The sequence below is a fragment of the Martelella lutilitoris genome (assembly GCF_016598595.1).
Taxonomy (GTDB): Bacteria; Pseudomonadota; Alphaproteobacteria; order Rhizobiales; family Rhizobiaceae; genus Martelella; species Martelella lutilitoris_A.
In genome coordinates this window covers 42,420-56,760 of the sequence record NZ_CP066786.1, presented here as the reverse complement: position 1 = coordinate 56,760, position 14,341 = coordinate 42,420, and the positions used below count along the sequence as shown (strand labels likewise).

The 14,341-nt window shown below is 60.3% G+C and carries 14 protein-coding genes; 5 read left to right on the top strand and 9 right to left on the bottom strand.

The window, feature by feature from the left end; all coding sequences use genetic code 11:
• Positions 1-192: 192 nt before the first annotated feature.
• The 8 genes from JET14_RS00270 to hemE all read right to left on the bottom strand — a co-directional run bounded on the left by JET14_RS00270 (position 193) and on the right by hemE (position 9,076).
• Positions 193-1,074 carry a ParB/RepB/Spo0J family partition protein gene (locus JET14_RS00270; RefSeq protein ID WP_200337934.1) on the bottom strand — a complete coding sequence of 294 codons (882 nt, stop codon included), beginning with the start codon at positions 1,072-1,074 and terminating at the stop codon, positions 193-195.
• A 25-nt stretch (positions 1,075-1,099) separates the two neighbouring features.
• A complete protein-coding gene (locus JET14_RS00265; protein WP_061449905.1) occupies positions 1,100-1,891 on the bottom strand; it encodes a ParA family protein in 792 nt (263 codons plus the stop codon).
• A gap of 17 nt (positions 1,892-1,908) precedes the next feature.
• Positions 1,909-2,532, bottom strand: coding sequence for a 16S rRNA (guanine(527)-N(7))-methyltransferase RsmG (gene rsmG, locus JET14_RS00260; protein WP_200336220.1), 624 nt, complete (start codon positions 2,530-2,532; stop codon positions 1,909-1,911).
• An 8-nt stretch (positions 2,533-2,540) separates the two neighbouring features.
• Positions 2,541-4,403, bottom strand: coding sequence for a tRNA uridine-5-carboxymethylaminomethyl(34) synthesis enzyme MnmG (gene mnmG / locus JET14_RS00255; protein WP_200336219.1), 1,863 nt, complete (start codon positions 4,401-4,403; stop codon positions 2,541-2,543).
• 108 nt (positions 4,404-4,511) lie between these two features.
• Positions 4,512-5,822, bottom strand: coding sequence for a tRNA uridine-5-carboxymethylaminomethyl(34) synthesis GTPase MnmE (gene mnmE / locus JET14_RS00250; protein WP_200336217.1), 1,311 nt, complete (start codon positions 5,820-5,822; stop codon positions 4,512-4,514).
• A gap of 184 nt (positions 5,823-6,006) precedes the next feature.
• The gene (gene rho, locus JET14_RS00245; protein WP_156484752.1) at positions 6,007-7,272 is read right to left on the bottom strand and encodes a transcription termination factor Rho; all 1,266 of its coding nucleotides are present in this window, start codon (positions 7,270-7,272) and stop codon (positions 6,007-6,009) included.
• Between the two features lie 197 nt (positions 7,273-7,469).
• Complete coding sequence (hemJ, locus tag JET14_RS00240; protein ID WP_200336215.1) at positions 7,470-8,012, bottom strand: protoporphyrinogen oxidase HemJ; 543 nt, start codon at positions 8,010-8,012, stop codon at positions 7,470-7,472.
• A 32-nt stretch (positions 8,013-8,044) separates the two neighbouring features.
• Positions 8,045-9,076: a uroporphyrinogen decarboxylase gene (gene hemE / locus JET14_RS00235; RefSeq protein WP_432443052.1), complete on the bottom strand. Its 1,032-nt coding sequence runs from the start codon at positions 9,074-9,076 to the stop codon at positions 8,045-8,047.
• Positions 9,077-9,480: 404 nt separating this feature from the next.
• On the opposite strand from hemE, the gene JET14_RS00230 reads away from it, so the two are divergent.
• The 5 genes from JET14_RS00230 to dnaQ are packed head-to-tail and all read left to right on the top strand — an operon-like array spanning position 9,481 to position 13,122.
• Positions 9,481-10,302 carry a pyruvate, water dikinase regulatory protein gene (locus JET14_RS00230; protein ID WP_183483329.1) on the top strand — a complete coding sequence of 274 codons (822 nt, stop codon included), beginning with the start codon at positions 9,481-9,483 and terminating at the stop codon, positions 10,300-10,302.
• Between the two features lie 30 nt (positions 10,303-10,332).
• Complete coding sequence (locus JET14_RS00225) at positions 10,333-10,938, top strand: Maf family nucleotide pyrophosphatase (RefSeq protein ID WP_200336211.1); 606 nt, start codon at positions 10,333-10,335, stop codon at positions 10,936-10,938.
• Complete coding sequence (locus tag JET14_RS00220) at positions 10,931-11,791, top strand: shikimate dehydrogenase (protein ID WP_200336210.1); 861 nt, start codon at positions 10,931-10,933, stop codon at positions 11,789-11,791. The genes JET14_RS00225 and JET14_RS00220 overlap by 8 nt, the downstream gene beginning before the upstream one ends.
• On the top strand, positions 11,788-12,399 hold the full coding sequence (gene coaE / locus JET14_RS00215; RefSeq protein WP_200336209.1) for a dephospho-CoA kinase: 612 nt from the start codon (positions 11,788-11,790) through the stop codon (positions 12,397-12,399). Before JET14_RS00220 ends, coaE begins: the two co-directional genes overlap by 4 nt.
• Positions 12,400-12,408: 9 nt before the next feature.
• Complete coding sequence (gene dnaQ, locus JET14_RS00210; RefSeq protein WP_061449845.1) at positions 12,409-13,122, top strand: DNA polymerase III subunit epsilon; 714 nt, start codon at positions 12,409-12,411, stop codon at positions 13,120-13,122.
• A 204-nt stretch (positions 13,123-13,326) separates the two neighbouring features.
• Here the strand turns inward: dnaQ and JET14_RS00205 are convergent, their stop codons facing one another.
• On the bottom strand, positions 13,327-14,217 hold the full coding sequence (locus tag JET14_RS00205) for an NAD-dependent epimerase/dehydratase family protein (protein WP_200336208.1): 891 nt from the start codon (positions 14,215-14,217) through the stop codon (positions 13,327-13,329).
• Positions 14,218-14,341 lie beyond the last annotated feature (124 nt).

Here is a 14,341-nt window from a genome sequence, read left to right as displayed (position 1 = left end):
ATTCAGCTCGCGGGCGATCCTTGCAAGGCGCGATGCGCGAGTCAGCAAGGGACCGCAAGATGTTTTTATGACGAGGCGGATGCGCGGGTCACTGTTGATGCGCATCAAGACGCCGCTGACGTGGCGAATCCTCTGCATCATACTGAAAAAGAGAGAGAAAATTGTATCATGCCAAATTGTGCTGATACAATTTCAAGGGTTGCGCTCCAAGCGCCGGCAAATATCGTCAAGCTGGTCGAGCGAACTGTAGGCGATTCTGATCTGTCCGCCGTCGTTCTTGTGATCAATGGTAATTGCCAATCCAAGACGATCGGAGAGCGAGCGTTCCAGCGCCAGCGTATCGGCGTTCTTCTGCTTGGCGGGGCGCGAGGCGCGGAGACCGCCGCCATCAATCGCTTTTTGAGCAAGCTTTTCTGCCTCGCGCACCGACAGACCTTTCTGCACGACCGTCTGCGCCAGCGCCAGCGGATCCGGCGTCGAGATCAAGGCGCGAGCATGGCCGGCGGACAGAGCGCCCTCCGCCAGCATGGTGCGAACGCCTTCGGGCAGCTTCAGCAGACGCAGGCTGTTGGCGACATGGCTCCGGCTTTTACCGATGATTTCGCCGAGATCATTCTGCGTGTAGCCATGTTCCGCCATCAGCAATTCGTAACCGTTCGCCTCCTCCAAGGGATTGAGGTCGGCGCGCTGCACATTCTCGACGATGGCAATTTCCAGCGCCGTACGGTCATCGACATCGCGGATGAGCGCCGGGACTTCGGATAGACCGGCGAGCTGGGCCGCGCGCCAGCGGCGTTCGCCGGCGATGATTTCGAAGCGCTGCTCACCAATGGTGCGAACGACCACCGGTTGGACGATACCGTGCTGGCGAACAGACGCCGCGAGATCGCGAAGATCCTCTTCCTCGAAATGCCGACGTGGGTTCCGCGGGTTGCGGACGATGAACTCGACCGGGATCCGGCGATCCGCCGTAACCTGCACCGTTGCCGGCTCGGTCGGCTCCGCCTTTTCGATGTCGCCGATCAGCGCCGCAAGTCCGCGGCCGAGCCGCCGTTTGGAGTTTTCTTCGCTCATGCTATTTACCTTCCAATGCTGCCGCTCAGGCCGCCGCCATTGCCCGCTCGCGCTGGATGATCTCCGAGGCCAGCTGAATATAGGCCTGGCTTCCCTGGCATTTGAGATCATAAAGGATAACCGGCTTGCCGAAGGACGGTGCCTCGGAAACACGCACATTGCGCGGGATCAGCGTTTTGTAGACCTTGTCGCCCATATAGTCGCGCACATCGGAAACCACCTGCTGCGCCAGATTGTTGCGCGAATCAAACATGGTCAGTACCACGCCCTGAATTTCGAGTCCCGGATTAATGGTGCTGCGCACTTCCGACACGGTGTCGAGCAGTTGGCTCAACCCCTCCAGGGCAAAGAATTCACACTGCAGCGGCACGAGAATGGCCTGGGCAGCGCCCATCGCGTTCATTGTCAGGAGATTGAAGGAAGGCGGGCAATCACAGAAGACATAGCGATATCGGCTCACATCCGACTGGGCCAGCGCGTCGCGGAGCTTGAAAACCCTGCGGGGATCGGACGCGATTTCGAGCTCGAAGCCGAGAAGATCGAGTGTCGACGGTACCAGATCAAGATTCGGAACGGCCGTGGGGATTGCAGCCTCAACGATCGTCTTGTCGCCGACCAGAACGTCATAAGCCGAAAACTCCCGCTGATCGCGCTCGATACCGAGACCGGTACTGGCGTTGCCCTGCGGATCAAGATCGAGCACCAGAACCTTCTCGCCGATAGCCGCAAGCGCGGTCGCCAGATTGATGGCCGTGGTGGTTTTTCCGACGCCACCCTTCTGGTTGGCGACCGTGATAACACGCGTTTTACGATTCATTGACCATTCCGCCAGTTTCAAGAGGCCGACAACGACGCAAGGCGCGATATTTCCAGGATCACGGAGCCGGGTTCAACCTTGCTTTCATGTTTTACCAGATCGAAGTCCCAATGGTCACGCGCTTTGTCGATCTCGCGCCGAAAATCCCGGCCTTTGTGGAAAAAGGCGCGGAATTCCGGCGTTGTATCAAACCAGGGAGCGGCATATACAAGCAGCAGCGAGAGGTCAGCAAGGGCGCGCGCGGACATGGCGTCACAGCTTTCAACTTCCTCCGGCGCCGTCTCGGCCCGGATCGCATGCACGCTTGCCCGGGCCCCGGTTTCGCGGATGGCCGTGCGCAGAAACGATGCCTTCTTGTTGTTGCTCTCGACCAGATGAACCCAGCCTTCACCCTTTTCCGCCAGAAGGATGGCTGTGATCATGCCAGGGAAACCGCCGCCGCTGCCGATGTCGATCCACGTCTTCGGCTCTGGCGAGAGCTGATAGACCTGAGCGCTATCGGCGACATGGCGGTCCCAGAATTGCTGCCGTGTCGACGGCGCCACGAGGTTGATCGACTTTGCCCACTTGTCGAAATGAGCCGCGAAGAGTTCGAGGCGCGCCTGTGTTTCACGTGAAACAGTCTGACCGTTGAGTTTCATGTCTGACCTCAAGCCGCGACCGAGCGGCCGGCTTTCAACCGCACCAATAGCAAGGAAAGCGCGGCAGGCGTCATGCCGTCGATACGGCTGGCCTGCGCAATCGTCGCCGGCCGCGCCTTTGCCAGCTTGCCCTTGAGTTCGTTGGAAAGACCCGGCAATGCCGCATAGTCAAAATCTTCCGGGATCGCCCTGCCCTCATCCTTGCGCACCTGGGCAATATCCGAGGCCTGCCGGTCGAGATAGACAGCATAGGTCGCCTCGATCTCGATGGCGGAGCGAACCTTTGCTTCCGTCACGCCAAGCTCCGGCCAGATGACGATCAACCCATCGAAATCCTGTCCAGGATAGGCGAGAAGATCATAGGCCGTACGCCGCTGGCCGTCCTGGTTGAGCTTGAGCCCATGGCCAGCGGCCTCATTCGGCGTTACCGACCGCGCCTTCAGCGCCGTCCGCGCCTGCTCCAGCGCATCAGAGTAGGCATCAAACCGCGAACGACGCGCGTGCGAGGCGATGCCGAGCGAGATGGCAAGCGGCGTCAGGCGCTCATCCGCATTGTCGGCCCGAAGCGTCAGTCGGTACTCGGCGCGCGAAGTGAACATGCGATAAGGCTCCGCAACGCCGCGCGTCGTCAGGTCATCAACCATCACGCCAATATACGAGTCGGTCCGCGACAAAATCACGGGCTCGGAATCGCCGGCAAACCGCGCGGCATTCAACCCCGCGACCAACCCCTGAGCGCCCGCCTCTTCATAACCGGTCGTGCCGTTGATCTGGCCGGCCAGAAACAGACCGGGCATCTTCTTCAGCTCCAGAGACGCCTTCAACTCGCGCGGATCGACATGATCATATTCGATCGCATAGCCGGGCTGAAGGATAGACACCTTTTCCAGCCCCGGGATCGCGCGGATAAAGGCATGCTGGACGTCCTCCGGCAAGGAGGTCGAAATGCCATTGGGATATACCGTATGATCATCGAGGCCCTCGGGCTCGAGAAAGATCTGGTGTCCGTCGCGGTCGCCGAAGCGCATGATCTTGTCTTCGATCGACGGGCAATAGCGCGGCCCCACCCCTTCGATCTGCCCCGAATACATCGCCGAAAGCCCGATATTGTCGCAAATAATCGCGTGGACCTCCGGCGTCGTCCGGGTAATGCCGCAATCAATCTGCCGGTTCTTCACGCCGTCGGTCATGAAGGAAAATGGCACGGCGTCATCATCCGCCTTCTGCCGATCCAGCGACGCCCAGTCAATCGTGCGCCCGTCAAGCCGCGCCGGCGTGCCCGTCTTCAGCCGGCCCAGTGAAAGCCCCAGCCTGCCCAACGTCTCGGAAAGCCCGAGCGACGGTGCCTCCCCGACCCTGCCGGCCGGGATCTTCCGCGTACCAATATGGATGAGCCCGCGCAGGAACGTGCCCGTCGTCAACACAGCGGCGCCGCAGCCATAGCGTTGGCCGGTGCCTGTCGTCACCGCGACGACATGCCCATTGTCGGTCTCGATATCGAAAACATCGCCTTCAATGACCTCGAGGTTGCCGATCTCCGCCAGCGCCGTCTGCATTGCCTCGCGATAGAGCCGTCGGTCTGCCTGGCTGCGTGGTCCGCGAACGGCCGGTCCCTTGCGCCGGTTCAGCATCCGATACTGGATCGCGGCAGCATCGGCGACTCGGCCCATCAACCCATCAAGCGCATCGATCTCGCGAACGAGATGCCCCTTCCCCAGTCCGCCAATGGCCGGATTGCAGGACATCACACCGATCGTTTCACGCTTATGGGTGATCAGCGCCGTCCGCGCTCCGCTCCGTGCGGCCGCGGAAGCAGCCTCGCACCCCGCATGCCCGCCGCCGATGACGATGACATCAAAATGATCGCTCATGAAAAAGCTCCGTTCGGGCTCGACGACCGCTGGCCGGAACCCTTGTTTTGGCGGTGGTTGTGCCGTCTTGCCCCGATCGAGTCAAGATTGTTTCACGTGAAACACGGTCTATTTGCCAACACAGAAAGACGAAAAGATCACGTCGAGAAGATCTTCGACATCTACCCGGCCCGTGATCCGACCCAGAGCCTCGGCGGCGCGACGGAGGGATTCCGATGGCAGTTCCGGCGATAATTCGCGGGCCGCTACAGCCTCTTCGAGTGCCGCAAGCGCCAGTCGCAAATAATCTGCCTGGCGCGCGCGCACCGGAAGGCTCAGGGATGAACCGGCGACCCGCGCGGAAAGCCGATCGGAAATCACTGCAATTAGCCGATCGATCCCCTCACCGCTCTCGGCCGAGAGCACCAGATCAAAACCGTCCCTGTCGGATGAAAGATCGGACTTGGTTCCCACCAGTAGGCAGTCGCGATCCGGAAAGATTTCAGGCGCGCCGCCGCCCGTCATATCGGCAAGCGACAGAACGAGATCGGCGGTTTCGACCAAGGCACGAGCGCGCCGAACGCCTTCGGCTTCGACCCTGTCCTCGGTTTCGCGCAGGCCCGCAGTGTCGTAAAGGCGAACGGCATAGCCGCCGATATCAAGATGAACCTCAAGAATATCCCGTGTCGTGCCGGCAATATCGGTGACAATCGCGATATCGCGTTTTGCGAGGGCGTTCAAAAGGCTCGACTTTCCCGCATTGGGCGCCCCGGCAATCACCACCTGGTAGCCGTCCCGGATGATCTCTCCCGTGTGAAGCTCCGCAAGATGCTCGCGTATCTGCGCTGCCACCTCATCAACGCCCTGCCAGATCGTCGCGGAAACCGAGCCCGGTATGTCGTCCTCGTCGGAAAAATCGAGTTCGGCCTCGATCATGGCGCGCGCATGCGTAAGCGCCTCAGCCCAATGCTCATAGAGCCCGGACAGCCTGCCGCTAGCCTGTTCCATCGCAAGCCGGCGCTGCATTTCCGTTTCGGCAACGATGATATCGGAAAGCCCCTCGGCTTCCACAAGATCGAGCTTGCCGTTCTCGAAGGCCCGCCGGGTGAATTCGCCCGCTTCGGCATGACGCGTCTCGGGAAAACCGGCGAGCCGGTCCAGCATGGCTTTGACGACGGCGCGGCCGCCATGAAGATGAAACTCGACGCAATCCTCGCCGGTAAAGGATGCCGGGCCGGCAAAAGCAAGAACTAGCGCCTGGTCGAGGGCAATACCTTCCGCATCCTTGAGGGTCATCAGCTGCGCCTGGCGCGCCGGCGGCACCCGGCCGGCGATCCCGGCGCAGATATCAAACGCCGCTGCGCCGGACAGACGGATCACCGCAACGCCCGAGGGCAAAGCGCCGCTTGAAAGAGCGAAGATGGTATCGGTCGATCGCACAACACGCGCCTATGGCAGATGGAAATCGAAAATAAATCTATATTTCAATAGCTTAGTCAGAATTCGACTGCATTGCGGAACCGGAGATCCGAACATCGGACGCTATGGCAAGGGCTCCGCATTCTGCGGATGAAACTGAAGGCCAGGCCCGTTCGGGTGTCTCCCGAGCCGGCCTGGATTGTCCTCAGGTGTTCATCGATTCGAAGAACTCGGCATTGCTCTTCGTCTGTTTCAGCTTGTCGATCAGGAACTCGATACCGTCGGTCGTGCCCATCGGCGCGAGAATTCGCCGCAGCACGAAGACCTTCTGCAGGTCCTGACGCGGGACAAGCAGGTCCTCCTTGCGCGTGCCCGACTTGAGGATATCGATCGCCGGGAAAATGCGCTTGTCGGCAACCTTGCGGTCGAGCACGATTTCCGAGTTGCCGGTACCCTTGAATTCTTCAAAGATCACTTCGTCCATACGGCTGCCGGTGTCGATCAGGGCCGTGGCGATGATCGTCAGCGAACCGCCCTCCTCGATATTGCGCGCCGCGCCGAAGAAGCGCTTCGGCCGCTGCAGGGCGTTGGCATCGACGCCGCCGGTCAACACCTTGCCGGAAGACGGCACGACGGTGTTATAGGCGCGTCCGAGACGGGTGATGGAATCGAGCAGGATGACGACGTCGCGGCCGTGCTCGACCAGGCGTTTGGCTTTCTCGATCACCATTTCGGCGACCTGAACGTGGCGTACGGCCGGTTCATCGAAGGTCGACGACACGACCTCGCCCTTCACCGAGCGCTGCATATCGGTCACTTCTTCCGGACGCTCGTCGATCAAAAGAACGATCAGGAAGCATTCGGGATGATTGGCCGTGATTGAATGGGCGATGTTCTGCAAGAGAACCGTCTTGCCCGTGCGCGGCGGCGCGACGATCAGTCCGCGCTGTCCCTTGCCGAGCGGCGCGACGAGGTCGATGACGCGCGGCGACAGATCCTTCGATGTCGGATTCTCCAGTTCCATCTTGAACCGTTCATCGGGATAAAGCGGCGTCAGATTGTCGAAATGGACCTTGTGACGGATTTTCTCCGGATCGTCGGAATTGATCGTGTTGACCTTCAGAAGGGCGAAATAACGCTCGCCTTCCTTCGGTCCGCGGATTGGGCCTTCGACAGTATCGCCCGTCTTCAGCGCAAAACGCCGGATCTGGGAGGGAGAAATATAGATGTCATCCGGACCCGGCAGATAATTGGCATTTGCCGAACGCAGGAAGCCGAAGCCGTCCTGAAGAACCTCGACGACGCCCTCGCCGATGATCTCGACATCCTGCGTGGCCAGCACTTTGAGAATGGCGAACATCAGCTCCTGCTTGCGCATCGTGCTGGCGCCCTCGACCTCGAGCGATTCGGCAAAGGCCAGGAGGTCGGTTGGTGTCTTGCTCTTCAGTTCCTGAAGCTTCATTTGAGACATGAAGTAAACCGTGAATTGTTGTGATGATCGAAAGGCCGGTTGCACTGGTGGAGCAGTGCCAATTCGGATTGGCGCAGGGGTATTATTGCACAGCCTTTTTGGATGGGTCGGCTGGAAGATACTGATTTGCCCGTGTCGTTACAAGAGCAAATACGCTTTTTTGCCTCGGAAAACGCGCCAAACCATTTATCAAACGATTAAAAGGGTTTAACGATCACCATAATCACGGCAATGATCATCAGCACGGTCGGCGCTTCGTTGACGATCCGCCAGTGCCGGGCGCTCGTCGAACGCTTGTCGGCGGAAAAATCCTTGATCGCCTTGCTGTAATAGCCGTGGACACCGGACATCAGGAAGACGGCGAAAAGCTTTACATGCAGCCAGCCATCGGAGAACCATCCGCCGTCCCAGGCCAGATAAAGGCCGAAGATCCAGGTCAGGATCATGGCCGGGTTCATGATCACCTTCATCAAACGGTATTCCATCACCTTGAAAGTCTCCGACTTCTCCGAACCCGGCGCGCTGTCGGCGTGATAGACGAAAAGCCGCGGCATGTAGAACATGCCCGCCATCCATGAAATCACCGCGATCACGTGAATGGCCGTCGCCCAGAGATAGAAACTGTCGCGCTGGAAGACGAAGAGCCCGAGACAGACGAACAGGAACAGAAGCAGCGCCGTCATTGCCCGGCTCGCCGACTTCCTGCCCGCGACCTTGCCCGTTTCGCCCTGCTCCGTCATCATTTCCTCCGCATATATTTGTTTTATAAGGTTTATTTCTCGCCGCGCACCAGCATGACGAGCGCAGCGACTGTTTCCGGATCCACTTCCGGCGTGATCCCGTGCCCGAGATTGAAGATCATCGGACCGTCCGACAAGGCTTCAACAATAGCGGTCGCACGCGCTTTCATCAGATCACCGCCCGCAACCAATGACAGTGGATCGAGATTGCCCTGCACCGGACCATCCTTCTGCAGCTCCTTGGCGATGGCGAGCGGCACGGTCCAGTCGAGGCCGATTGCATTGGCATCGGTTTTCTGCCGGTAGGTCAAAAGATTGTGGCCGGCGCCCTTGGCAAAGGCAATGATCTTCGCGCCCGGCACGGCCTGGCGCACCGTTTTGACGATACGGGCAACGGGGGCGGCGGCAAAATCGGCAAAATCCTCCTCGCCGAGCACGCCGGCCCAGCTGTCGAAAATCTGCACCGCGTCGGCGCCCGCCTTCAATTGCCGGATCAGATAGTCGGCGGAAAGATCGGCGATCAGATCGAGAAGTTTCAGGAATTCCGTCCTGTGCCGATAGGCGAAAAGCCGGGCCGGCGCCTGGTCGCTGGTCCCCTTCCCCGCAATCATATAGGTCGCCACGGTCCAGGGCGCGCCGCAGAAGCCGAGAAGGCTCGTCTGGGTTGGCAGGTTCTCGCGGATGCGTCCCACCGCCTCGATTACCGGATCAAGCGTGTCAGCCGCATAGCGGGCTTCCAGACGCCCGATGTCGTCTGCCTCGATCGGATCAAGACGCGGTCCCTCACCCTTTTCAAAGCGAACCCCGCATTTCAGTGCATCCGGGATCACGAGAATGTCGGAAAACAGAATAGCAGCATCAAAACCGTAACGCCGGATCGGCTGCAGCGTCACTTCCGTTGCAAATTCGGGATTGTAACAGAGGTTGAGGAAACCGCCCGCCTTTTCCCTCAGGGCCCGGTATTCGGGAAGGTAGCGGCCCGCCTGTCGCATCAGCCAGATCGGCGGCGGGTTGATGGTTTCGCCCTCAAGCACGCGTTCCAGCGCCCGTTCCGCCATATCCACAGCCCTTGCAAATAATGAATCTGTTTATGTTCGGATTCCTTTTATTTCTTAGAGTCTGTGAGGATCAAGGATTAAAGGATTTTCCGCGACTATGAGTCTTTTCCACGCATTTGGCCGTCTTCAGCGGGATTAAAATACCGCCTTGATGGCAATTGTGGGGATGCGCATGGATTATTTCATGGATTCAAATCCTTGGCCTGTTGCGATGGCGCTCGCCAGCCTGTGCAAAACCACTGGAATTTTGCCGCGAAAACCGTTCTTTTCCCCGTTTTCAACAGCGGCGTTTGAACCTATTCAACGAAAAAGGATATGTGGATAAATCGCAAGACAACCCACAGGCCAAAATCGGCGCTTCGCATTCGTCCCGTTTTGTCCAGCGTTATGAACAGGAGGCGAAGGACATCGTGGAAAACCGCAAAAACTTCTTTCACCTCCATCTGATCTCCGATTCGACGGGCGAAACGCTGATCTCCACCGGCCGCGCAGTCTCCGCCCAGTTCGGCGGCTATGAGCCGATCGAACATGTCTATCCGCTGGTGCGCAGCCGCAAGCAGGTGCTCGCCGTGCTCAGGGCGATCGACGAGGCGCCGGGCATCGTTCTCTATACGGTGGTCAATGAGGAACTGGGTGCACTTCTGGAAGAAATGTGCCGGGACATGAATGTGCCCTGCGTCAATGTTCTCGATCCGGTTGCCAGGGTGTTTCAGTCCTATCTCGGCACGGCCTCGCGGAGGCGCTCCGGCGCCCAGCACAGCCTGGACGAGGACTATTTCGCCCGCATCGAAGCGCTGAACTACGCCATGGATCACGATGACGGGCAGATGCCGGAAACCTATGACGAGGCGGATGTCGTCATTCTCGGCATTTCCCGCACGTCGAAGACGCCGACAAGCGTCTATCTCGCCAACCGTGGCGTGAAGGCGGCCAATATTCCGATCGTGCCGGGAATGAAACTGCCCGAAAGCCTCTATCGGGCGAAGCGTCCGCTGATCGTCTGCCTGATCGCCTCGCCAGGACGGATCTCCCAGGTGCGCGAGTTCCGCGAGTTCGGCAGCGGCGCGGACGAGGGCAAGAGCGAATATACCGATCGCGCGGTGATTGCCGAGGAGCTGAAATATGCCCGCAGCCTCGCCGCCCAGAACAACTGGCCGATCATCGATGTCTCGCGCCGCTCGATCGAGGAGACGGCGGCGGCCATTCTTGCCCTGAAATACGAGCTGAAATAGCAACGCCCGAGCCGCGAGAGGAAAGCGCCGATGCCGAAGAACGAAGCGATTATCCTGGCCTCCACCAGTCCGTCGAGGCGGGCGCTGCTCGCCAATGCGGGGATCGCCTTTTCCAGCATGCGCCCGCATGTGGATGAACGGGCAACGGAAGCGCCTTTCCTTAAGACCGGCGCGACGCCTGATTTCCTTGCCGGCCTCTTGTCGCGGGCAAAGGCGCTCGATGTCGCGGGCCGCGCGCCGGGCGCCTTCGTCATCGGCGGTGATCAGGTGATGGCGTTTGAGGGTCTCCCCTATTCCAAGCCGGAAAACCGGGAGGAAGCGCGCGCGCATCTGAAGCGCCTTTCCGGCAAGACGCACTACCTGATGAGCGCCTTCGCGATAGCCCGCGATGGCGAGATCCTTTTCGAGGCCTGCGAGACGGCGGCCTTGCACATGCGCCCGCTCGACGAGGCGGAGATCGACCGCTATCTGGCGCGCCTTTCCGACGAAGTGCTGTTTTCCTCGGGCGTTTACCAGCTGGAAGGCCCGGGCGTGCGACTGTTCGAGCGGATCGACGGCGATTTCTTCACGATATTGGGCATGCCGATGCTTCAGTTGCTGGCGGCCCTGCGCAAATTCGGAGCACTGCATGACTGATTCACGTGAAACCCATCTGCGGCGGGCCTGCGTCATCGGCCATCCCGTTTCCCAGTCCCGCTCGCCGCTGGTTCATGGCTACTGGCTGAAGAAATACGGAATTTCCGGGGACTATGTGCGCGAAGACGTGGCCCCGGGGGAAATCGCGGGTTTTGTCGACCGACTGCGCTCCGGCGAAGCCGGTTTCGTCGGCTGCAATGTCACCATCCCCCACAAGATGGCCGCTTTCGAGCTTGCCGATGAAGCCGATGAAAATGCCACGCTTCTGGGCGCGGCCAACACGCTGTGGGTCGAAAACGGACGCGTTCATGCCGCCAACACGGACGGCCTCGGCTTCACCGGCAATCTCGACGCGGCGCATCCCGGATGGGATTATGCGGAAAAGGCCGTGATGCTGGGGGCGGGCGGCAGCGCTCGCTCGATCGTCATGGCGCTGAAACAGCGCGGCATTTCCCACATCCACATCGTCAACCGCACGCTGGCGCGGGCCTCCGAACTTGCCGCACGGCTTGGCGAGCGGGTCGACGCGCATGACATGGACCGGCTTGCCGAGGTGATGAAGGGCGCCGGCCTTTTCGTCAACACGACGTCGCTCGGCATGAAGGGCGGCGCCGTGCCGGACTTTGACTTCGGCCTCCTCTCCGAAAACGCCATTGTAGCCGATATCGTCTATGTGCCGCTCGAAACGCCGATCCTGAAACAGGCGAAGGCGCACGGGCTGAAGACGGCGGACGGGCTCGGCATGCTGTTGCACCAGGCCGTGCCGGGTTTTGAGAAATGGTTCGGCAGGAAGCCCGAAGTGGATGCCGCGCTGAGGGACGAGATCATCGCCGATCTTGAGGCGAACGGATGATCATTCTCGGCCTCACCGGATCGATCGGCATGGGAAAGTCCACCACGGCGGGCTTTTTCACCGAAGCCGGCATACCGGTGCAAAATGCCGATGAGGTGGTGCACGCGCTTTATCGCGGCAGGGCCGTGGCGCCGGTCGAGGCTGCTTTTCCGGGCGTTGCCGAAGATGGCGTGATCAATCGCGCGCGCCTCAGCAAGGCGCTTGCCGGAAAGCCGGAGAATTTCGAAAAGCTCGAAGCGATCGTGCATCCGCTGGTGCGCGAAGAACGCGACCGTTTCCTGGAAAAGGCGCGCGCCGACGAGGCTCCGATCGCCGTGCTCGACATCCCCCTCCTGTTCGAGACCGGCGCCGATCGCGCCGTTGATTACGTGCTCGTCGTCACCTGCGATCCCGAGATCCAGCGCGAACGTGTGCTGGCGCGACCGGATATGACAGTGGAAAAGTTCGAAACCGTGCTCAAACGTCAGCTTGCCGATGGCGAAAAACGCGCGCGGGCCGACTATATTGTCGACACGGGACACGGCATTGACGAGGCGCGGACGGCGGTCGGTCAAATCATTGCCGAGCTGAGGAACAAGGCGGCGGACGACGCGGCGCAGAAAGACTAAGGAGCGGTGATGAAGGTCACGCGCGATATCATCTTCGATACCGAAACCACGGGCATGGACAAGAATGACGACCGGCTGATCGAGATCGGCGGCGTCGAGCTGATCGACCATTTCCCGACTGGAAAGACCTTCCATGTCTATGTCAATCCGGACGGCAAGACCGTGCATCCGGAAGCCCTTCAGGTGCATGGCATTTCGGACGAGTTCCTCAAGGACAAGCCGGTCTTTGCCGATGTGGTCGACGATCTCCTGGCCTTTTTCGACGGCGCCCGCTGGATCGCCCACAACGCCGCCTTCGACATGGGCTTCATCAATGCTGAGCTCGGCCGGCTCGGCAAGCCGCCGATCGACCAGGAGATGGTGGTCGACACGCTGGCGCTGGCGCGGCGCAAGCACCCGATGGGCCCCAACAGCCTCGACGCTCTCTGCAAGCGCTATTCGATCGACAATGCTCACCGCACCAAGCACGGCGCGCTTCTCGATGCGGAATTGCTGGCGGAGGTCTATATCGAGATGTCCGGCGGGCGTCAGGCAGCCTTTCGCCTGGTCAATGCGGGCTCGGCGGATGAATATGACAGCGACGGCAATTTGCGCAAGCTGCCCCCCCTCGTCCGCCCCCGCCCGCTCCCCTCGCGCGTCCACGCGGAAGAGGCCGAGGCGCACGCGAAAATGCTCGCCGAGATCGGCGACAAGGCGTTGTGGCATAGCGTTTCGGGAACGTGAAGTTCGGCTGCCTGGTCAGGCTGTCGCCAAAATCAGGTGCTGGCCGATCTCCCCCCTTGAGGGGGAGATGTCGCGAAAGCGACAGAGGGGGGTAAAGGGCATGAGCCGCATACTCCGAATTTCCCGAGAGGGTTCACCCCTCTCTGCCCCTGTCGGAGCATCTCTCCCTCAAGGGGAGAGATTGTCAGGGCAAGCGCCCTGCCCTCACTTCACATATTTCCGCCAGTCGTGCTGTTCCTCAAACCCCAGAACCTCGCGGATCTTGCGGTTGGAAAGCGGCGCTTCGTAATCGCCCATTTCCCGGGTGACCGGTGTGTTCGGCGCGTATTTCTTCAGGAAATCGACCGTCTTTTCGTTGGCCGTGATCGTGTCGTTGGTGGCGTTGAACACCTCGAAGCCGAGCCCGTCCTTCTTCAGGCACAGATCGACGATCTGGCCGAGGTCGCGCGCGTCGATATAGCTCCAGGCATTGCGCTTGCGCGAGGGCGGATCGGAGAGGAAGGCCGGGAACCTGGCATAGTCGTCCGGCGAGATGACATTGCCGATCCGAAGCGCGTAGATATCGGCGCCGAAGCGCAGCGCGAAGGCGCGCGCGGTCTTCTCGTTGCAGACCTTGGAAAGCCCGTAGCTGTCGAGCGGATCGACGTCGTAATCCTCTTCCAGCGGAAAGGCGTGGAAATCCCGGTCGCCCTCGGCGAAGCAGACCCCATAGGTGGTCTCGCTGGAGGCAATGATGACCTTGCGCACGCCGAGCTTCATCGCCGCCTCGATGACGTTGTAGGTCGAGATCACATTGGTCTGGTAGGTGACGTTGTCGGGCGTGATCATCACGCGCGGAATGGCAGCGAAGTGGACGACTGCGTCGGGTGCTTCCGGCAGTTTGCCGTTCTCATAGCGGTCCATGCCGAAATGCATGGACATGGCGTTGAACACCTGGCCGCTGTCGGTCAGATCGGTGATCAGCGTCGTGACGTCCGGATGATCGAGCGCGACCAGATCGAGATTGAGGACGTCATGACCCCTGTCGAGAAGATAGGGGATCACGTCGCGGCCGGCCTTGCCGCTGCCGCCGGTGAAAACGATGCGTTTTGTCATTTTTTCCTCGCTATTGGCATGCTCCTCGAACGGGCGGGATCGTGCAACGATCGGGCGGGGGCGTCAAATCGATTTTACCGGCTTTTGCAGGACCGGCTTGGCAGGGCCGCAATGACATGGCTAT